Annotated in this window: 18 protein-coding genes; 5 read left to right on the plus strand and 13 right to left on the minus strand. The window is 40.9% G+C overall.

The features are described 5' to 3' along the window. Positions 1 to 58: 58 nt before the first annotated feature. The 3 genes from recJ to xerD form a co-directional block, all read right to left on the minus strand. Positions 59 to 1,780 (minus strand): single-stranded-DNA-specific exonuclease RecJ, encoded by a 1,722-nt coding sequence (recJ, locus tag ACNSN3_RS12125; protein ID WP_418607525.1) that lies wholly within the window; start codon positions 1,778 to 1,780, stop codon positions 59 to 61. A gap of 84 nt (positions 1,781 to 1,864) precedes the next feature. Then, positions 1,865 to 2,593 (minus strand): bifunctional protein-disulfide isomerase/oxidoreductase DsbC, encoded by a 729-nt coding sequence (dsbC, locus tag ACNSN3_RS12130; RefSeq protein ID WP_350606857.1) that lies wholly within the window; start codon positions 2,591 to 2,593, stop codon positions 1,865 to 1,867. 72 nt (positions 2,594 to 2,665) lie between these two features. Continuing rightward, complete coding sequence (gene xerD / locus ACNSN3_RS12135) at positions 2,666 to 3,592, minus strand: site-specific tyrosine recombinase XerD (protein WP_138570359.1); 927 nt, start codon at positions 3,590 to 3,592, stop codon at positions 2,666 to 2,668. Between the two features lie 105 nt (positions 3,593 to 3,697). Between xerD and fldB the strand changes: the two genes are divergently transcribed. Then, positions 3,698 to 4,219, plus strand: a complete 522-nt coding sequence (gene fldB, locus ACNSN3_RS12140; protein WP_418609070.1) for a flavodoxin FldB — start codon at positions 3,698 to 3,700, stop codon at positions 4,217 to 4,219. 50 nt (positions 4,220 to 4,269) lie between these two features. Here fldB and ACNSN3_RS12145 read toward each other — a convergent pair whose 3' ends face one another. From ACNSN3_RS12145 to ACNSN3_RS12155, 3 genes are all read right to left on the minus strand, one after another. After that, positions 4,270 to 4,716: a DUF2147 domain-containing protein gene (locus tag ACNSN3_RS12145; protein WP_418607528.1), complete on the minus strand. Its 447-nt coding sequence runs from the start codon at positions 4,714 to 4,716 to the stop codon at positions 4,270 to 4,272. 175 nt (positions 4,717 to 4,891) lie between these two features. Next, a complete protein-coding gene (locus ACNSN3_RS12150) occupies positions 4,892 to 6,901 on the minus strand; it encodes an alpha-amylase (protein ID WP_418607529.1) in 2,010 nt (669 codons plus the stop codon). A 423-nt stretch (positions 6,902 to 7,324) separates the two neighbouring features. Next, entirely contained in the window at positions 7,325 to 8,023 is a 699-nt protein-coding gene (locus ACNSN3_RS12155) for a tRNA1(Val) (adenine(37)-N6)-methyltransferase (RefSeq protein ID WP_418607531.1), read from the minus strand. A gap of 76 nt (positions 8,024 to 8,099) precedes the next feature. Here ACNSN3_RS12155 and srmB point away from each other — a divergent pair, with 76 nt between their 5' ends. Both srmB and ACNSN3_RS12165 read left to right on the plus strand, forming a co-directional pair. Then, positions 8,100 to 9,326 (plus strand): ATP-dependent RNA helicase SrmB, encoded by a 1,227-nt coding sequence (gene srmB / locus ACNSN3_RS12160; RefSeq protein ID WP_010391528.1) that lies wholly within the window; start codon positions 8,100 to 8,102, stop codon positions 9,324 to 9,326. Positions 9,327 to 9,564: 238 nt separating this feature from the next. Then, positions 9,565 to 9,885, plus strand: a complete 321-nt coding sequence (locus ACNSN3_RS12165; RefSeq protein WP_036956628.1) for a BON domain-containing protein — start codon at positions 9,565 to 9,567, stop codon at positions 9,883 to 9,885. A 449-nt stretch (positions 9,886 to 10,334) separates the two neighbouring features. On the opposite strand, the gene ACNSN3_RS12170 is transcribed toward ACNSN3_RS12165, so the two are convergent. Further along, positions 10,335 to 11,291, minus strand: a complete 957-nt coding sequence (locus ACNSN3_RS12170) for a mechanosensitive ion channel family protein (RefSeq protein ID WP_138569996.1) — start codon at positions 11,289 to 11,291, stop codon at positions 10,335 to 10,337. A 119-nt stretch (positions 11,292 to 11,410) separates the two neighbouring features. Then, positions 11,411 to 12,190: a peroxide stress protein YaaA gene (gene yaaA / locus ACNSN3_RS12175; protein ID WP_013465813.1), complete on the minus strand. Its 780-nt coding sequence runs from the start codon at positions 12,188 to 12,190 to the stop codon at positions 11,411 to 11,413. A gap of 218 nt (positions 12,191 to 12,408) precedes the next feature. Here yaaA and tal point away from each other — a divergent pair, with 218 nt between their 5' ends. Then, positions 12,409 to 13,359: a transaldolase gene (gene tal, locus ACNSN3_RS12180; RefSeq protein ID WP_418607534.1), complete on the plus strand. Its 951-nt coding sequence runs from the start codon at positions 12,409 to 12,411 to the stop codon at positions 13,357 to 13,359. A 225-nt stretch (positions 13,360 to 13,584) separates the two neighbouring features. Further along, a complete protein-coding gene (locus tag ACNSN3_RS12185; RefSeq protein ID WP_008110646.1) occupies positions 13,585 to 13,773 on the plus strand; it encodes a DUF3545 family protein in 189 nt (62 codons plus the stop codon). Positions 13,774 to 13,832: 59 nt separating this feature from the next. On the opposite strand, the gene ung is transcribed toward ACNSN3_RS12185, so the two are convergent. From ung to ACNSN3_RS12210, 5 genes are read right to left on the minus strand one after another with little or no spacing between them, the layout of a single operon-like run. After that, positions 13,833 to 14,495, minus strand: coding sequence for a uracil-DNA glycosylase (ung, locus tag ACNSN3_RS12190; protein ID WP_036984896.1), 663 nt, complete (start codon positions 14,493 to 14,495; stop codon positions 13,833 to 13,835). Beyond that, entirely contained in the window at positions 14,492 to 15,340 is an 849-nt protein-coding gene (locus ACNSN3_RS12195; protein ID WP_131691656.1) for a cobalamin-binding protein, read from the minus strand. The genes ung and ACNSN3_RS12195 overlap by 4 nt, the downstream gene beginning before the upstream one ends. Then, on the minus strand, positions 15,340 to 15,939 hold the full coding sequence (gene cobO / locus ACNSN3_RS12200) for a cob(I)yrinic acid a,c-diamide adenosyltransferase (RefSeq protein WP_010391538.1): 600 nt from the start codon (positions 15,937 to 15,939) through the stop codon (positions 15,340 to 15,342). Before cobO ends, ACNSN3_RS12195 begins: the two co-directional genes overlap by 1 nt. Then, positions 15,932 to 17,413 (minus strand): cobyric acid synthase, encoded by a 1,482-nt coding sequence (locus ACNSN3_RS12205; protein ID WP_418607537.1) that lies wholly within the window; start codon positions 17,411 to 17,413, stop codon positions 15,932 to 15,934. The genes cobO and ACNSN3_RS12205 overlap by 8 nt, the downstream gene beginning before the upstream one ends. Further along, a complete protein-coding gene (locus ACNSN3_RS12210) occupies positions 17,413 to 18,423 on the minus strand; it encodes a FecCD family ABC transporter permease (RefSeq protein WP_075169939.1) in 1,011 nt (336 codons plus the stop codon). Before ACNSN3_RS12210 ends, ACNSN3_RS12205 begins: the two co-directional genes overlap by 1 nt.

The following is an 18,423-nucleotide window of genomic DNA, read 5'->3' on the forward strand; positions in this document are numbered from 1 at the left end:
ATTTTAACAAAAAACCGCGCGTTTTATTAGCCTTTTATGCATGGTTTGAAGATATTTTTTAGCCCACTTTTTCAAGCTCTCTAACTATAAGTTGTAAGCTAAATTTACCTCTAAATTCATTTATATCGAGCTGATACGCTACTTTAACAAACTGCGCCTCGGTATCTGGCCACGCTTTTACATCAATCCCAAAGGCAATGGCATCCACTAAGCGTGCAGACTGATGCTTTAATACTAGCTTTAAGTGTTTTTCACCCACAATACGCTGCTGGATTACTTCAAAGGTGTGTTCAAATATCGGCTCAGGAAACTGCTGCCCCCACGGGCCCGATTGTTTTAAAAGCTGGGCAAAATCCATGCTAAAGCAATCATTAGGTAGCTCACCATCGGTAAATACAATACAGCGTTTACTTTCTTCACTGAGTTGCTCGCTAACTGCACTATCAAATGCGCGTTTGAACTCAGCAAATTGCTGCTCGTTAATACTTAAACCTGCCGCCATTGCGTGGCCGCCAAATTTATTAATTAAACCAGGCTGCGCAGTGTTTAAACCTTCAAGCAGGTCGCGCATATGTAAACCTTCAATAGAGCGACATGAACCTTTTATTTCACCGTTTTCGCCACCCGCAAATATCACGGTTGGGCGGTGGTACTTTTCTTTTAAGCGCCCCGCTAAAATGCCAATAACACCTTGATGCCAATCGTCTTGATACAAACAAATAGCATCAGGCACACTATCTTCTTTAAATGCCAATCTATCGAGCACGGCTTGCGCTTCTACTTGCATGCCTTGCTCAATTTCACGTCTGGCAAAGTTTAAGCTGTCAAGCTCACCGGCTATGCGCCTTGCTTGATTTATGTCGTTGCTAAGTAAGCAAGCTATACCTAGGCTCATATCATCTAAACGCCCTGCTGCATTTAAACGTGGCGCTAATGAAAAGCCAAAATCGCTGGCACTCAAACGAGCTGCATTGCGATTAGCCACTTCAATCAGTGCGGTGATACCTGGGCGGGTTTTACCACTTCGAATACGTGCCAAGCCTTGATGCACTAACGTACGGTTATTCGCATCCAGAGCCACCACATCGGCCACCGTACCAAGGGCTACAATATCGAGTAAGTCAGCAATATTTGGCATAGGATGTTGGTTAAAGTAGCCTTGTTCACGCAGCGCACTTCTCAGTGCGATAAGTAAATAAAACGCCACCCCAACACCGGCTATCGACTTAGAGGGAAAGTCACAGTCATGGCGATTAGGATTAACAATAGCATCGGCATTAGGCAGTTGCTCGCCTTGTAAATGATGATCTGTAACCAGCACTTTAATGCCTGCTGCTTTAACAATATCAATCCCTGCAATACACGATATACCGTTATCTACGGTGATCACTAAATCGGGCTGCATAGTGACTATTTGCTCAGCCAATGCTGGGCTTAAGCCATAACCTAAACTAAAGCGGTCTGGCACTAAATAATCTAAATGGGTAAAGCCAAACATGGCCAACCCTTGCATTAAGGTGGCGGTGCTGGTTGCGCCATCGGCATCAAAATCGCCAACAATTAGTATTTTACTTTGTGTATGCAGTGCATCAATTAATAGTTGGCTGGCTTTGTCTATATCTTTAAATAGCTTAAAGTCGAGCAAAGTGGCCGCACTATTATTTAATTCATCAGCATGGCAGACGTTACGCGTGGCATAAATTTGCTTAATGACAGGATGTAGATGACTAGGTAGATGAGAGTCGTCAACGGGTTCTCGCGCAATGATCATTTTTTTCATGCTGGTTTTTAACTTATGATATTCATAATAAAAAGACAAAAAAAGGCCATAAAGGCCTTTTTAAACAGGTACTCAGGTTTTTAATTAACCTGCTTTATTCGCCTCAAGGGCAGCGCTTAGTGCGGCAGCTGGTTGGTAACCAGGGATCATCGTGCCATCTTCCAAAATAATAGCCGGTGTACCACTAATGCCAAAGCTTTGACCTAATTGGTAATGCTCTGCAACGGGTGCGCTACAGTCTTTTACAATTTGTGTATCTGCACCAGATTTAGCTTCAGTAAGTGCTTCTTGCTGATCTTTAGCACACCACACATTCATTAAATCGGCATAACCTGATCCTTGCAGGCCGCCCCGTGGAAATGCTAGGTATTTAACCGTAATACCCGACTCAAGTAAGTCATCAAGCTCACGGTGTAATTTACGACAGTAACCACAGCTAATATCAGTAAACACGGTAATGCTGTGTTTTTCTTCTGGCGCTTTATACACGATCATTGAATCTTCGTATTCTTTTAACCCTGATTGGCGCACACCGTTAAGTGCTTGCTCGGTCAAATTACTACGGTTGTTTAAATCGATTAGTGTACCTTGCATTAAAAATTGACCGTCTGGGCTTGCATATAATACCCCTTTATTAGTGATCAATTCTTTTAAGCCTGCAACTGGGCTTGGGTTAATTTGTTTAACAGTTACCCCTAGCGCGGCAAATTTTGTCACGATAGGATCTGTAGCATCCGGAGTGACTGCAACGCTATTAGCAAAAGCGCTCAAACTAGTGCACAACATGGCACCTGCTAACATTAATTTTTTCATAACGGGTTCTCTATCCTAAAAATACTTATCTTATCGTGTCTATATGACCGGCTTAGTGACAAAAAAATTCGCTTAAGCACGAGGATGATGCTCAGCATGCACCGATTTTAATCGCTCATTCGCTACATGCGTATAAATTTGGGTAGTTGATAGGTCGCTGTGGCCAAGCATCATCTGCACCACACGCAAGTCAGCCCCATGATTTAATAAATGCGTTGCAAATGCATGTCGCAAGGTATGGGGTGATAACGGCGACTCAACGGATGCCAAAATAGCATAGTGTTTAATCCGATGCCAAAAAGTTTGTCGTGTCATTCCTACCCCTCGTTTAGAAGGAAATACAAAATCGGTGGCGTGTTTTATCATTTGTGCTCGCCCAAGCTTTAAAAATTGCTCCAGCCAATACATAGCCTCTTCACCTAAAGGCACTAATCGCTCTTTATTTCCTTTACCTTTTACAAACACCACAGCTTGGCGCAAATTTATTTGCTCCATTCTCAGCCCTACCAGCTCAGTTACCCGCAAACCCGTTGCATACAAGAGCTCGAGCATGGCTTTGTCGCGCAGCCCCATTGGCTCTTCAATATTGGGGGCACTTAATAGCGCCTCTACTTCAGCCTCAGAAAGCGTTTTTGGTAACGACTGCCCCGCTTTAGGCTGAGCAATATTAACCATAGGTGAGTCGCTAATTATTTTTTCGCGTACAAAGTACTGATAAAAACGTTTTAATGCACTAATACTGCGTGCAGTACTGCGTGGTTTTAACCCCAAATCAACACGGTGCGCTAAGTAACTTTCAACGTCGAGGCTGGTTACAGTCATTAAGTTTTCGCCTTTTAAAAATTGGCAAAACTTATCTAAGTCACTGCGATAAGCGCTCAGTGTGTTTTCACTTACGCCTTGCTCTAAATAGAGGCTATCAAGAAAGGTTTCTAAAAAGTCGCTATTGCTGCTTAGCTCATTATTTTGTTCAGGTAAATCGTCAGATAGCGTTGTCACGTTGTGATCTCATGTTGGTAATACCACGGGAGAAGGTATCAATTAAAAATACCTTACGGTAAACTTGAGCCTATCATAACAGGCAATTACACAGTGATAAATACGATGCAGATTGGTTTATTTTTTGGTTCTACTACCTGCTATACCGAAATGGCGGCAGAAAAAATACGCGACATTATAGGCGCCGACATTGTCAGCTTACATAATATTAAAGACGAGCCGCTTAAAAACGCTGAGCAATATGACTTTATCATTTTTGGTATTTCTACGTGGGACTTTGGCGAAATTCAAGAAGATTGGGAATCAAAGTGGGACGACATAAAAGACGTTGACCTAAATGGTAAAACCATTGCCTTATTTGGTATGGGCGACCAGCAAGGGTATGGTCAGTGGTTTCAAGACGCATTAGGTATGCTTCATGATGAAATAAATGCCCAAGCCATTACTCAACTTGGCTTTTGGCCTAACGACAGTAATTACGAATTTGAAGCCTCTAAAGCCCTTACCGAAGACGGTAAACAATTTGTTGGTTTAGCATTAGACGAAGATAGTCAGTACGAGCTAAGCGATGAACGAATTACCACCTGGGTAGAACAGGTGATGACAGAGTACGCTGAAACCCTGTAACTGTGCACTTTTGCAAAAAGCGCTGCTATGCAGCGCTTTTTAATACTTAATTATTCTACTTTTAACCAGTATTGGTTACGGTAAAAAAAGCCCACATAACCGCGCACTTCAAGTTTTTCGCCATTTTGCTGCGGTGTTAAACGCACGCTGTAGGTTTTACCGTTATTTGGGTCGAGTATTTCACCGTCTTCCCAACTACCGTCACCTGCATAAGTTACGTTTTCAATAATGGTCATGCCTAGCATCGGCTGATTCTTTTTATCACCACCACACTCGCTGCAAAGCGCATCTTGCTTGGCTTTATTGAGTATTTTTTCAATTTTGCCAGTCAGTACGCCATCATGCTCAGTAATGCGTACATAAGACTTTGCTTCTTTGGTGTCTTCATTAATGGTTTTCCAAAGCCCTGCAGGACTCATGTTTGCATGCGCACTATGGCTTATAAATAAAGCTGCAGCGAGAGTGCTTAGCAAAGTTAGTTTATTGAAGTTTTTCATTGAGTTGCTTTGATTTTAAATAGCGAATAAAACAATAATACCAGCTGATTTATAAACACACTATGAAATTACATAGCTAATTAGGTGCATGTAAAAAATAAAAACCAAGTGCTTTTAACACACTTGGTTTTTAAATAATAATCACGTTTTAAAGTACATGATTAAAAGTGCATATTTAAAAGTCACGCACCTCTACACTTGAGCTATTAAATTCAAACATATTAATTTTGCCGCACTGGGCCATATGGTTAGTGCTTGCATATGGGATGCTTGCTTGATTTATATCGCCCTCCCACTCTGGGCCATTTTTTATAAATGCTTTGAGTTCAAACCAGCCGTTAACGGCTTTACTGCAATCCATATCAACATCAAGCATCCAGTAGTGTTCGCCCCATATGTTAAGTGCTGTAACGCCAAAACCATCATTATCTACCGTTTTTTGCGCCCCGAATTCACTAGGCCATATATTAGTAGTCCAATCCATCGCGGTACCCTGCGCCTCACTGCTTTGACCTTGCTCAATACCATACCAATCTAGGTAATTATCGTTTGCTTTCCAAGGCAAAGTGGTGTTGTTTTTTAAATTGTTGTGACGAATAGGCATGGCACATTCAACGTTCGTTGTTTGGCAGTTTCTACCAAGGTTTGCATTGGCATAAGTGTGATCTATTCCACCACGAACAAACATATCTTGTCCGCTTTGTGTTAGCGCATTGATAAAAACAACGGTTCTTTGCCAATCACCGCCGTTATTAGGGAGCGAGCCTTGTAGTAATTTAGCATTTTTATGAATAGCCATGGCATCCCATGGCGCCACATTTAAATTAATCGTGCCGTTACTATTAACTGTAATAACCTCACTACTACAGCTTTTAGCATCACCCGAAAGCTCACCTTTTAATACGTTACAGTACTGCCCAGCAGCCATATCTGTTTGAACTGTTGCATTTAAAGTTGAGTCTTCTTTATTAATTGCCATATGGCCTGAGCTACCTCGCCCAAATGCAATCTGGTTATTGGTGTTATCCCACCAGTTTGTTACAACCCAGTTATCGGCAGTGTTATTTCTAAAATCAACACCACCAGCAATGTACGACCAACGATGCTCACACTTCCATTTGCTTGCAAAACATTCCAAGTTACCATTGTTGTGCACTGGCACACTTGGCCCACCTGCATCGGTATCACCATGAAAGTCATAACTCGACATGACTTTTGGGTACCCATACGGATACGCCAACATAAAGACGTTAGCTAGGTCGTATAAACGACCATCTTCAAAAGTAATTACATTACCCGCACCACCATGCCCACGTTGGTTATCATGGTTATCAACAAATACCACAGCTGATGAACTTGGCATAAAACCCCAACCTTCACCAAAATTACTTAGCCACGCAAGCGAGCCATTTCTAAATGTATTACCAAGCTGTGTACTGTATTTAAACTCAGTAACTAAACCTGTACTTAAATACTCTGAGGCATCTACCGCTTCAGTACCTTGATCTATCACCTCATGAAAAACCACTGGCGAGCCATTTATTTTTGCCATTAAACTTTGAATATCACTTGCAGCAACATGCTTAGCAGCATCAAACCTAAAGCCTTTAACTCCTAAGGCTTGTAAGTCATTAATATATGCCGCTAACGTATTTTGCACATAAGTTGAAGCGGTATTTAAATCGGCAAGCCCTACCAGCTCGCAATGTTGCACACGATAGCGGTTATTACCGTAATCTTCAGGGTTAATTGAGCAGCTTTGGTGAAAATCTTGTGGGCTATAAATAGGATATTGTTTATTACCAAAGTTATTACCGGCGGTACCAGTACCATTGCCTGCAGCCATATGGTTTATTAGGGTATCAACATATATATCTACGCCTGCCGAATTACATCGATTAACCATATCTATAAACTGCGTCCGGTTCCCGCCACGGCTTTGCAGTTGGTAGCTCACAGGTTGGTAACGAGTCCACCATTGGTTACCTGTAATATGCTCGTTAGGCGGAGATACCTGTACAGCAGCATATCCTTTAGGCCCTAAATACTGTTCACATTCTTGAGCTATATCTTGCCAGTTCCATTCAAATAAGTGCACAAATGTTGTAGGTGCAGCCATAGCTAAGCTTGGTAAAGTTAAGCCGAGGCTCAATCCTGCAGTGGTGATAATTTTATTCAGCTTCATAGTGTGTGTTCCAAGTGTTGAGCGAGTTAAACAACATACTCGACGTTATTTACAAGTGGTTAACACTAGTTTGGTGATTGATTAAATAAAAACTGAATACGTATGCATAATGGGTAAATTATCCTTTTTTACTAGGGCGTGTTGATCATTGCGGATTGAAGTTTGTTCAATCTAGGGGCGATTAAATCGCGGCGCGAGGCGTGTAACCTAGCGGGCTAAGTAAAAACCGAGCAACAAAGAGTTTATCGTCCCGAGAAAGAACCCAGAGGGCAGCGCATGTTTGGTATTTATGCTGCGTTATCGCCTATTTATGGGGAATAACCACACTACATAGGCTCTGCCTTGCCTAAAAACCAAACATACTGCTGCAAATCCAACCATCAAAGATCAACACGCCCTAAATAACCAAGCTCAATAAATAGCTTACATCTTTAAATAAAATGCTTTGCAAAGCCCGACATAATCAGCTGTGTAGGTGTTGTTTTCATCTTTTATGCAAAGCACTGATTGCTCTAATTCTGTTTTGATTGAGCTAAAGCGCATTAAGCTGCGGCTGAACACTTTACTCGGTGTGGTTTTGACTTGGCAATGCGCGCTTAAATACAGCCCTTGCTGCTGCGCCAAGGTTATAAATAACTGTGCCTCTTTGCTGGGTAAAATTAAATTAAAACGTGCTTGCTTATGCGTTAAGCGTTTAAACGCAGCAATGAGTTCTGCAAAGCTTAAACCATCGGTATGGCGAGCGGCATTGCGTGCTTCATTATCACTTTTTAAACTGTGATTAAAATAAGGTGGATTAGATATAACACAATCAAATTTAGTCTCAGCCGCAAACTGCTGTACACACTGGTGATAAATACTAATGTCTGGCCAAGGGCTTTGCTGGCAATTTTGTACAGCTTGCTGGTAGGCGGCCTTATCAACCTCAACCGCACTCACCTTTAAATCTGGCACTCGCTGTTTACACATTAACGCCAGTAACCCCGTACCTGTGCCAATATCTAATAAAGAACTTGCACCGCTTAAATCAGCCCATGCCCCAAGTAAAATACCATCGGTAGAGACCTTCATGGCGCACTGGTCGTGCTCAACCTTAAATTGTTTAAATGCAAAACCAGACATTTTTTCACCTTTTCATTCACCAAGTAGGTTTAAGTGCGTATAATTAACGGCAATTGTCCCCTATTTTTGACACTCTATGCAATTTTCTGAATTTGATCTTGATAATAAGCTACTCAATGCTATCAATAAAATGGGTTTTGAAACCCCTACTAGCATTCAACAACAAGCCATTCCTGAGGCGTTGCAAGGGCGTGATATTTTAGCGTCTGCACCGACAGGTACGGGTAAAACGGCGGCATTTTTAATTCCAGCAATTCAATATTTAATGGATTTCCCGCGTCGTGACCCGGGCTTTGCACGGGTATTAATTATGACCCCAACTCGCGAGCTTGCTTATCAAATTCATGAACAATGTGAGTTACTTGCAAAACAAACCCACTTAAAAATTGGGGTGGTTACCGGCGGTATTAATTACGGTACACACAAAGAAATTTTTGAAAATAATAACGACATTTTAATCGCCACACCTGGGCGTTTAATGGAGTATTTGGAAACTGAAAACTTCCACGCAGAAAACGTAGAAATGCTCATTCTTGATGAAGCCGACCGCATGCTCGACATGGGCTTTCGTAAAGAAATGCTGCGTATTTGTGATGAAGCTAAAAACCGTCGTCAGTGCTTTTTATTCTCAGCTACTCTTGAAGGTGACAGCGTAGAATTATTTGCAGAGCGTATTTTAAACGACCCGGCTCTGCTTGAAGCCGAATCATCACGCAAAGAAAAAGCTAAAATACATCAATGGGTTCATTTAGCCGACGATTATCATCATAAACTTGAGCTATTAGTTAACACCTTAAACGGCCCTGATGTTAGTAAAGCGATTGTGTTTGTAAAAACTCGTGAGCGCCTTGAAACCCTTATTGGTGAACTAACCAATAACGGCGTTAAAGCTGCGTGGCTACGTGGTGAAATGCCACAAGATAAACGCATGAAAGCGATGGAAAATTTCCACAGTGGCAAAACCCGCATTTTAGTCGCGACCGATGTAGCCGCGCGTGGTATTGATGTAGCTGATATAAGCCACGTAATTAACTTTGATATGCCTCGCACTGCAGATGTTTACGTACACCGTATTGGCCGTACAGGCCGCGCGGGTAAAAAAGGCATAGCGATTTCACTAATTGAAGCGCACGATATTGGCATCCTTTACAAAGTAGAACGTTACATAGAGCAGAAGCTAAAACGCCGTGTATTTAAAGGATTAGAGCCAAAACATAAAGAAGCTAAGCCACCAGTTAAAAAGCGTAAAGATCCAGTAAAAATGAAAGCGAAGAAAAAAGCCAAAGCTAAAAAGAAAAAATAGCTTTAGCTTTAATACATTTGATTGAGCCGACGTTTGTCGGCTTTTTTGTGGCTTAAAAACAGTGAGTAAGCAATTCAGAGTAATATGTAAAAACTACTTAGCTGAATAACTACTTAATAAAATATCCAATTATTTCAAATGGTTAATTTTGGAATAAAACTTGTAACCCAAGCTAGTGTATGAGTATTAAAACGCCGAGTATCGGCGCTGCTTTTTCAAAAACACTAAGGATATAGTTATGAGTCGCATTAAATTTACTATCGGTTTTATTTCGTTTTGTTGTTTATTTTTATTAGTCTCTGCTTTTAAAGTTAGTGCAGCAACGCATTTAGCAGTAGTAAGTAGTGTGGCCACACAACCTAATTTACAACAATCTATTACTCATGAGTTACGTACTAATCCAAATTTAGAATTAGAAAATTTGAACGTACAGGTCGAAAATGGCGACGTTGAACTTAATGGCAAAGCTAATAACGGTTTTGAACGTGCTCTTGCACAAAAATTTTTAGAAAATATGGATGGAGTTAAAGTAATTCGCAACAAAATTAGTGTTATTTAATACACCTCCTTCTTAACTTATTCTTCAGCGCTGCTTGCTTCTCCAACACAAGCGGCGCTTTTTATGGCCTGCACAATATAAATTCAATACAGACATAATCCCAATCCAGTTTAAATAGCTTGATTAAAAGCCTTTTCGTTTACGCACCAATCGCGACGCTCATTGCAGCTACTTATACCATTGAATCCTTTATTACTCACAGACACTTACTATATAGGGCTTGCATCAAGCTTGAGCACAAATTCGATTAACTAAGTAATCTATTTTGAGATGAGAAACCTTATCGATATAGTTTTCTAATTAAGACGCTTTTAACTTAGTTAACGCAAGGCTTTAATTACTTCAGATCATCAATTAATTATTATAAAAAAGCGCGTTTTACTTTGTAAAAACGCGCTGATAGTCAGTAACTATTTCCCAATGCTTTTACCTTCGGGGTTTTAAATTATTTACTCACCTTGTCTTGCATCAGTATTATTGTCACCCTCTTTATTTGCTGACTGCTGACTTATTTTATCGCTTATCATGGCATCGAGTTTTTCACCGCCCTTAATACCAAAATCCAGCGTACGAATAGGAAACGGAATACTTATATCAGCAGCATCGAGTGCTTGCTTTACTGCCACAACGCCTTTGTGACGCACCGTCATAAAATCGGGCTCGCCAGGGTATTTAATCCAAAACCATACCAGTAAGTTTATACTGCTATCACCAAAGCCTTCTGCGTATACAGCGGTCTCATTTTTGCGGATCACAAAGTCGAATTGATTAATTTTATCGACAATAACTTCACTGGCTTTTTCTATATCATCAGCGTAAGAAATACCTACAGGTACCTCTATTCTTCTGACCCCTAAAGTGCTGTAATTACGCAGTACATTTCTAAATAGTATTTTATTAGGAACCAGTATCAACTGCCCGTAAAAGCTCTCTATTAGTGTGTTGCGCAAGTTTATTGAATGCACTGAACCAAATACGTTATCGGTCTCGATAACATCACCCGCTTTGAACGGTTTACGAATACCCATAGCAATACCCGCAATTAGGTTTTCGGTCATATCTTGAAAAGCAAAACCAATGGCGAGACCAACAATACCTGCACCCGCAAGTAGTGACGTAACGGTACTTTTTAAGCCCATAAAATCAAGGGCAATAAAGACCCCAACACTCAGAACAATAACTTTAAAAATGGAGGCCATTAAGTCGGCAATTTGAGTTGAATCGAGCGAGCGACGTAATACTTTTTTCATTCCTTTGCCTGCAAGGCGGGCAATAAATGAAAATATAATCGCAATAATCACCGCGACTATAAAGTTAGGGATATGACTTATAACAACATCAAACCAACCGCCGAGCTTTTCTTCTATAAGTTTTTCGGCTTCTGTAATTGAGGGAATTGAGAGCATTTATTTTATACCTTAGTTTCTATTAATAACCTAAGGTTTGCAAAAATAGCGCCAGTATAAAAAAAGCCATGCAATGCATAGCTTTTTGGGTATGTGTTTAGCTGCAAATAGCGCTAAATTTAGCTTTGCTCTTCGCGCAAAAATACCGGTTCAAGTTCTTTAGTGGTTGCCTCTGAGCTAAAGTAATAACCGGCCACGGTAAACTCTTTAAGCTGACTTAATTGCGTGACTTGGTTTTCGATAAGGTAACGCGCCATCATACCGCGCGCTTTTTTAGCGTAAAAGCTAATCACTTTATATTGGCCGTTTTTACAGTCTTTAAAATGTGGCGTAATAATTTGTGCGTTAAGCGTTTTTTTATCTACCGCTTTAAAGTATTCGTTAGACGCTAAATTAACTAAGTATTGTGCATCTTGTGCCGCTAAAACGTCGTTAAGTTTATTAGCAATAATACTGCCCCAAAACTCATATAGGTTTTTACCACGGCTGTTTTCAAGCTTTGTACCCATTTCTAGGCGGTAGGCTTGCATTAGATCAAGCGGTTTTAATAATCCGTATAAACCCGAGAGTATACGTAAATGCTCTTGAGCATAATCAAGTTGCTTAGCCGTTAGGGTATCGGCATCTAAACCGCCATATACATCGCCATTAAAGGCAAGCACCGCTTGTTTAGCATTACTCGTAGTAAACGGTTGCGCCCACTCACTAAAACGTGCTGCATTAAGGCCCGCGAGCTTATCGCTAATTTTCATTAAACTACCAATCTGCGCAGGAGTTAGTTCACGGCATACTTTCATGAGCGCTTCGCTGTGCTCAAGTAATTCAGGTTGAGTGAACTTATCTGTTGCGGGTGGCGTGTCGTAATCAAGATTCTTTGCTGGTGAAATAACAGTGATCATAGTTAGCTATTGACTTGTAAATTATTTAATGTCAATTTCAACATTAAATGAGACGAAAAGCACGTTTTGTTTAAAATTATCCTACCTAAAACTCAACCGTTACCGTTTTTTCATTGATAAGGACATAAGACCTATCAAGCATTGTCACACTGTTGCAGTATAGCTATATTAAGGTAGTTTAGATTTTCTTTTAACTTGCTTGGAATGAGGAAAAGCAAATGACTAGCGCTCTACAAAGGCTTAAACAACATTCTTCTATCGTGGCCGACACGGGCGATATAGAAGCCATAAAAAAACATCAACCTGAAGATGCGACTACCAATCCATCGCTGCTTTTAAAAGCGAGCGAGATTGAAGCTTACAAACCTTATCTAGATAAAGCATGGCAATACGCTAAAGAAACCGAGCAACAGCCTGCAAAACAACTAGAGCTGGCTTGTGACTATTTTGCAGTGTTACTCGGTAAAGAAATTAGCGAAATTGTTCCGGGTTATATTTCTACTGAGGTTGATGCACGTTTATCATTTGATACCCAAGCAACAATTAATAAAGCACATACTTTACTAAGCCTTTACGAGAAAGAAGGTGTAAGCAAAGACAAGATTTTAATTAAAGTTGCCTCTACTTGGGAAGGCATTAAAGCCGCAGAACAGTTAGAAAAAGAAGGCACTAAATGTAACTTAACGCTTTTATTTAGTGATGCTCAAGCCCGTGCCTGTGCTGATGCAAACGTATTTTTAATTTCGCCATTTGTTGGCAGAATTTTAGATTGGCACGTAGCAAACGGTATGGAAAAACCAACCGACCCGCTACAAGATCCTGGCGTACAATCGGTGCGTAGTATTTTTGAGTTTTACAAACGTCACGATTACAAAACGGTTGTTATGGGCGCAAGCTTTCGTAATACCGGTGAAATTATTGCCCTTACAGGTTGCGATAAGCTAACAATTAGCCCTAATCTTTTAGAAGAGCTAGGTAAATTAGAAGACGCACAAGAATACTTACTAGAGAGCGATATTGCTAAAGAGCCAAAACCAGAGCCACTTAGCGAAGCACAGTTCCGTTGGTTACATAACCAAGATGCTATGGCTACTGAGAAACTAGCTGAAGGTATTCGCTCATTTGCAGATGCGCAAGAGCAACTAGAGGCACGCTTTAAAGCGATGTAACTAACAGCTGTTTAATGAGTTAAAAAACGTCGCTTTTAGCGGCGTTTTTTATGTCTGCGATTTACTTTAAATACTCGATTTGTCCCCATTTACGTTCTTTTTGTATTGATCTTCATCAAAATACCACCCATCAGTAACAGTTTCGTCACATTTATATTCTATTTTATTAATAGCTGTGGTATAGATACTGCCGAGGTTCAAAAAGTGGTCAATAGGAGATAATCAATGGATAGCCTAAACGAAATAATAGAGATATTAGAAGGTTCTGATACATCGAAAAAAACCTCTCAAAAAAATAAAAAAAGAAAATGGCGCGAAATAGAAGCAATAAAAGATAAGCAACGTTTGCGCAAAGAACTACAGGAGCTCGACTATTTTGCTGATAGTATTGCTATTGATGAATTAGAGTTTTAATCAACAACAGCATCTAAAAAGGCTTTCATTTATGAAAGCCTTTTTTAATACCAATTACCCTATACTTGCCAATTAATGGGCTGTGCTCCTTGCGCTATTAACAGTTCATTGGTTTTTGAAAAGTGCTGACAGCCAAAAAAGCCGCGATGCGCTGAAAGCGGTGAAGGGTGCGGCCCAGACAATACATGATGGCGCTGGCGATCAATGCTTTTACCTTTTTTTTGTGCATGTGCGCCCCACAAAATAAACACCACTCCTTGGCAATGCTCATTTATATGAGTAATTACGTTATCGGTAAATTGCTCCCAACCTAAATGTTTATGGGAATGGGCTTGCCCTTGCTCTACTGTTAGTACGGTATTAAGCAAAAACACACCTTGATCTGCCCAGCTTTGTAAATAGCCATGCTCCGGTGTAATAAAACCATTAATGTCAGTCACTAACTCTTTATAAATATTTTTAAGTGAAGGCGGGAGCTTTTTAACTTCAGGCAATACAGAAAAACACAAGCCATGCGCTTGCCCTTCTCCATGGTAAGGGTCTTGGCCTAATATAACCACTTTAATGTCGCTAAGTGGAGTTGCATCAAATGCGCTAAACACCTGTGGTTTTGGTGGATACACAGCAATACCGTTTGATCGTTTATTCGCAACATATTCAAGGGTTTGCTGCATATATACTTGACTAAGTTCGTGATTTAAAAAAGATGACCAGTTGCTCATAATTGACTCTTAATAAGTTCTCTAGATACCTCAATTTTGTCACACATTTGTGCTAACCCATCAAGCATTCTAGGGGAAAAACGATGTAATAAATCCGCGTTAACGCTAATAAATTGCTCATATTTAACCGCCGGAATTTCAGGCCATTGCTGCCAATTAACTGTAGGTATTACCCGTTTTGATTTTTCATCAGGAATAATAATAACTTGTGGCTTAGTCACTATCACGTTTTCAATGCTGATTTGTGGGTAATCTGTGTCGCTGTCGGCAAATACATTGGTTACTTGGCAGGTTTCGATTAACTGATTTATCCAGGTATTTTTTGATACCGTCATCATAGGCTCTGGCCACAGCTGATAAAACCCAGTAAGCATGGTTTTATTATGCTGCGCGGCTTTAATTGCGTTGAGCTTAACTGTAAATGCCTCAGCTACTTTTTTACTTTGCTCAATATGACCGGTTAATTGACCTAATTTTAGTATTTCCTTAGCTACGCCTTCAATAGAGCGTGGATTACTTAAATGCAATTCAATCCCTAGTCGCTTAATTTGTGCTAAATCTTCTGCCTGATTACCGCTTTTCCACGCAATGACCATGTCAGGCTTGAGCATGAGTAACTTTTCGATAGAAATGCCATTATAGCCGCCGATACGCTCAATTTTAGTCGCCTCTTGTGGGTAATCTGCGTAATCCAGCGTGCCCACTATTAGATCACCCGCCCCAATGGCATATAAATTTTCTACTATGTGTGGTGCCAAAGCCACAATACGAAGCGGCTTGTCGGCTAAGGCTTGAGGTACATAAACAGCAAACAATAACAGCCCAAGAATAATGCGTTTTAACATTAGTAATCAAAGCCTTTTAGTGCTTTTACGCCCGACTCAAACGCATGCTTTACATTACGCACTTCACTTACGGTATCGGCCAGCTCAATTAAGGTACGGTGCGCAGCACGGCCAGTAATAATTACCGATTGCATTGCAGGTCGGTTGTTAATTGCAGCAACCACTTCCTCAAGGTCGATATAGCCATAGGTCACCATATAGGTGAGCTCATCGAGTAATACCACATCGATACTGCTGTCGCTTAGCATCCGCTTTGACTCTTGCCATGTTGCTTGTGCTGCCGCAGTATCGGCCTCTTTATTTTGCGTATCCCATGTAAAACCTGTGTTCATAACAGCAAATTCAACTCCAGCTCCTTGTAGTAAATTACGCTCACCACATTCCCATGTACCTTTAATGAACTGACATACCGCGGCCTTTTTACCATGGCCAACACAGCGTGCAACCACACCAAAACCAGAGGTTGATTTACCTTTGCCATTACCAGTAATAACCTGAAAAATGCCCTTTTCTTGCTGTGCCGCCGCTACTCGAGCATCAACTTGTTCTTTTACTTTTTGCTGGCGCTGTTGGTGCTTGTCGTTTGTTGATTCAGTCATTGTTATGTCCTTGGTAAATTTTAATAATTTGTTCAATGTTTAAATGTGTTTGGCACATTTCAGCGAGGCGTTCTAGCTGGCGCTCGCGATGCTCATTGATGCTGATACCACTAATTTCACTGTCTGGTTTTAGCCACTTTAATAGCAGCTCTGTAGCGGCTGCGTTGTCAAATAAGCCATGTAAATAAGTACCAGCAATAGCATTATCATCACTAATAAAACCATCAGTTTCAAAGCCATTTGGGTGTTTATTAAAGCGAATAAGTGGTTTGTTGAGCGCTTGACCTTTACTGATCCCAGCATGTATTTCGTAACCCTGACAAGCAACCTGCTGCTGGTTTAAATTGAGTATTGCGTTTACTTGGCTTAGCACTTTTTGCTCACCTAAAATGGTATTAAAATCACTAAGCGCTAACCCAGCTATTTGCCCTAATGATGATTCCACCGCATTAGGGTCACAAATCGTATTACCTAACATTTGCATACCGCCGCAAATACCCAGTACTTTGCCACCATAGCGTAAATGGCGTTTTATTTGCTGATCCCAGCCTTCATTTTTTAAAAATACCAAATCGCTAAGTACATTTTTACTGCCAGGCACAATAATTAAATCAACGGATGGAATCGCCTGAGTATGGCGCACATAGGTTATATTTATATTGGGGTGTAATCGCAGTGCATCAAAATCGGTATGATTACTAATATGAGGCACTAGCAGCACCGCAATATTAATGCTGGCCTCGGTCACATTATTATCTATGGCAACGGCATCTTCGGCATCAAGTGCTAAATCGTGTAGGTAGGGTAACACCCCTAACACAGGTTTACCTGTGTACTCTTCAAGCCAATCTAACCCGCCTTGTAATAGGCTAATGTCACCACGAAAACGGTTAATCACAAAGCCTTTTACCCGTGCTTGCTCTGATTCGCTTAATAGCGCCAAAGTCCCTACTAGGTGAGCAAACACACCCCCTTTATCAATATCAGCAATAATAATAACCGGGCAATCGACCTTTTCGGCGTAGCCCATATTGGCGATATCGTTTGCGCGTAAGTTAATTTCAGCTGGGCTACCAGCCCCTTCAACCAACAATAAGTCAAAGCGTTTAGCTAAACGATTATGCGAGGTTAATACCGCTTCCATAGCCACTTTTTTATAGTCATGGTAAGAGTCGGCTTCCATATTGCTAATAGCCCTACCATGAATAATAACTTGCGCGCCGGTATCACTATTGGGTTTGAGTAATATCGGGTTAAAGTCTATTTCAGGTGCAACTTTTGCCGCAACGGCTTGTAATGCCTGTGCTCTACCAATTTCACCGCCATCATGAGTTACGGCACTATTAAGCGCCATATTTTGCGGTTTAAACGGCGCAACATTAACACCTTGATTAGCAAACACTCTGCAAAGTGCTGCAACCAGGGTACTTTTACCCGCATCTGAGGTAGTGCCTTGTACCATTAGTGTTTTCATTATTGAACCACCAGCTGACGCTTACGAAAATACAATATACTTAAAAAGAATAGACTGCCGATAGCCGCCGTGATCACCCCGATTGGCAACTCTTGATTACTTAATAGTGAGCGAGCGAGCACATCGACCCACACCATAAATATTCCCCCGACTAATCCGGTCATTAATAATCCAACGCGGCTACCTTGAGAGATAAAAAAGCGCACTATGTGTGGCACCATCAAGCCAACAAAACCAATACCACCACAGTTGGCAACTAACACGGCCGTGATCAACGAGCTTAAAATAAGCATTAAAATTCTAAAACGATGTACTCTTACGCCAAGCGTTGTCGCACTTTCATCGCCTAACAACATGGCATTAAGCTGGCGCCTAAAACCCAACATGATTATTGTACATACCATAATGACTAAGACAGGTAACAGCAGCGACTGCCACTGTGCTTTAGCAAAACTACCTAAAGTCCAAAATAAAATAGCCGCGACTGCTTGTGGATCGCTCCAATAAAGTAACAAACTAGTAAAAGCACTAAATAAAAATGATAAGGCTACCCCCGCCAATAACATCGATTCAACTTGGGCATTACGCTGGCTGCCAGCAATTAAAATTAATAATCCCATCGCCACTAAACTACCGGTTAATGCCGCCCCAGATAGCGCAATACCCGCCCCAGCTCCCACAAAAGACATTAGTATAACCACACCTAATGAAGCGCCGGACGAAATACCAAATAAATAAGGATCTGCTAAGGGATTACGGGTGACTGTTTGTAGTATTAAACCTGCAATCGCTAAGCCACTACCGGCTAAAAAAGCCAACAAAGTACGTGGCATTCTTAATTCAATAATAATACGGCTGGTAAATGAAGCCTCGTTTGAAAAGGTTAAGCTTTGATATACATCTGCGAGCGACGTGGGTGCCGCACCAAAACTCAGTGCAATAAATAAACTTAATAGTGCGCATAGTAGCGCAGCGATTAATGCAACGGTATGGTTAGAAAAAACCGTCAT

It is taken from the genome of Pseudoalteromonas sp. US3C1004, assembly GCF_048401065.1.
GTDB classification, from domain to species: Bacteria; Pseudomonadota; Gammaproteobacteria; order Enterobacterales; family Alteromonadaceae; genus Pseudoalteromonas; species Pseudoalteromonas undina.

What these genes read in the sequence shown, in the direction of transcription:
- ACNSN3_RS12195 (WP_131691656.1), bottom strand. Translation starts at nt 15,340, where the DNA reads ATGTTAAAACGCATTATTCTTGGGCTGTTATTGTTTGCTGTTTATGTA.
- srmB (WP_010391528.1), top strand. Translation starts at nt 8,100, where the DNA reads ATGCAATTTTCTGAATTTGATCTTGATAATAAGCTACTCAATGCTATC.
- ung (WP_036984896.1), bottom strand. Translation starts at nt 14,495, where the DNA reads ATGAGCAACTGGTCATCTTTTTTAAATCACGAACTTAGTCAAGTATAT.
- ACNSN3_RS12155 (WP_418607531.1), bottom strand. Translation starts at nt 8,023, where the DNA reads ATGTCTGGTTTTGCATTTAAACAATTTAAGGTTGAGCACGACCAGTGC.
- recJ (WP_418607525.1), bottom strand. Translation starts at nt 1,780, where the DNA reads ATGAAAAAAATGATCATTGCGCGAGAACCCGTTGACGACTCTCATCTA.
- ACNSN3_RS12170 (WP_138569996.1), bottom strand. Translation starts at nt 11,291, where the DNA reads ATGCTCTCAATTCCCTCAATTACAGAAGCCGAAAAACTTATAGAAGAA.
- yaaA (WP_013465813.1), bottom strand. Translation starts at nt 12,190, where the DNA reads ATGATCACTGTTATTTCACCAGCAAAGAATCTTGATTACGACACGCCA.
- ACNSN3_RS12185 (WP_008110646.1), top strand. Translation starts at nt 13,585, where the DNA reads ATGGATAGCCTAAACGAAATAATAGAGATATTAGAAGGTTCTGATACA.
- tal (WP_418607534.1), top strand. Translation starts at nt 12,409, where the DNA reads ATGACTAGCGCTCTACAAAGGCTTAAACAACATTCTTCTATCGTGGCC.
- ACNSN3_RS12150 (WP_418607529.1), bottom strand. Translation starts at nt 6,901, where the DNA reads ATGAAGCTGAATAAAATTATCACCACTGCAGGATTGAGCCTCGGCTTA.
- dsbC (WP_350606857.1), bottom strand. Translation starts at nt 2,593, where the DNA reads ATGAAAAAATTAATGTTAGCAGGTGCCATGTTGTGCACTAGTTTGAGC.
- ACNSN3_RS12205 (WP_418607537.1), bottom strand. Translation starts at nt 17,413, where the DNA reads ATGAAAACACTAATGGTACAAGGCACTACCTCAGATGCGGGTAAAAGT.
- cobO (WP_010391538.1), bottom strand. Translation starts at nt 15,939, where the DNA reads ATGACTGAATCAACAAACGACAAGCACCAACAGCGCCAGCAAAAAGTA.
- fldB (WP_418609070.1), top strand. Translation starts at nt 3,698, where the DNA reads ATGCAGATTGGTTTATTTTTTGGTTCTACTACCTGCTATACCGAAATG.
- ACNSN3_RS12210 (WP_075169939.1), bottom strand. Translation starts at nt 18,423, where the DNA reads ATGACGGTTTTTTCTAACCATACCGTTGCATTAATCGCTGCGCTACTA.
- ACNSN3_RS12145 (WP_418607528.1), bottom strand. Translation starts at nt 4,716, where the DNA reads ATGAAAAACTTCAATAAACTAACTTTGCTAAGCACTCTCGCTGCAGCT.
- ACNSN3_RS12165 (WP_036956628.1), top strand. Translation starts at nt 9,565, where the DNA reads ATGAGTCGCATTAAATTTACTATCGGTTTTATTTCGTTTTGTTGTTTA.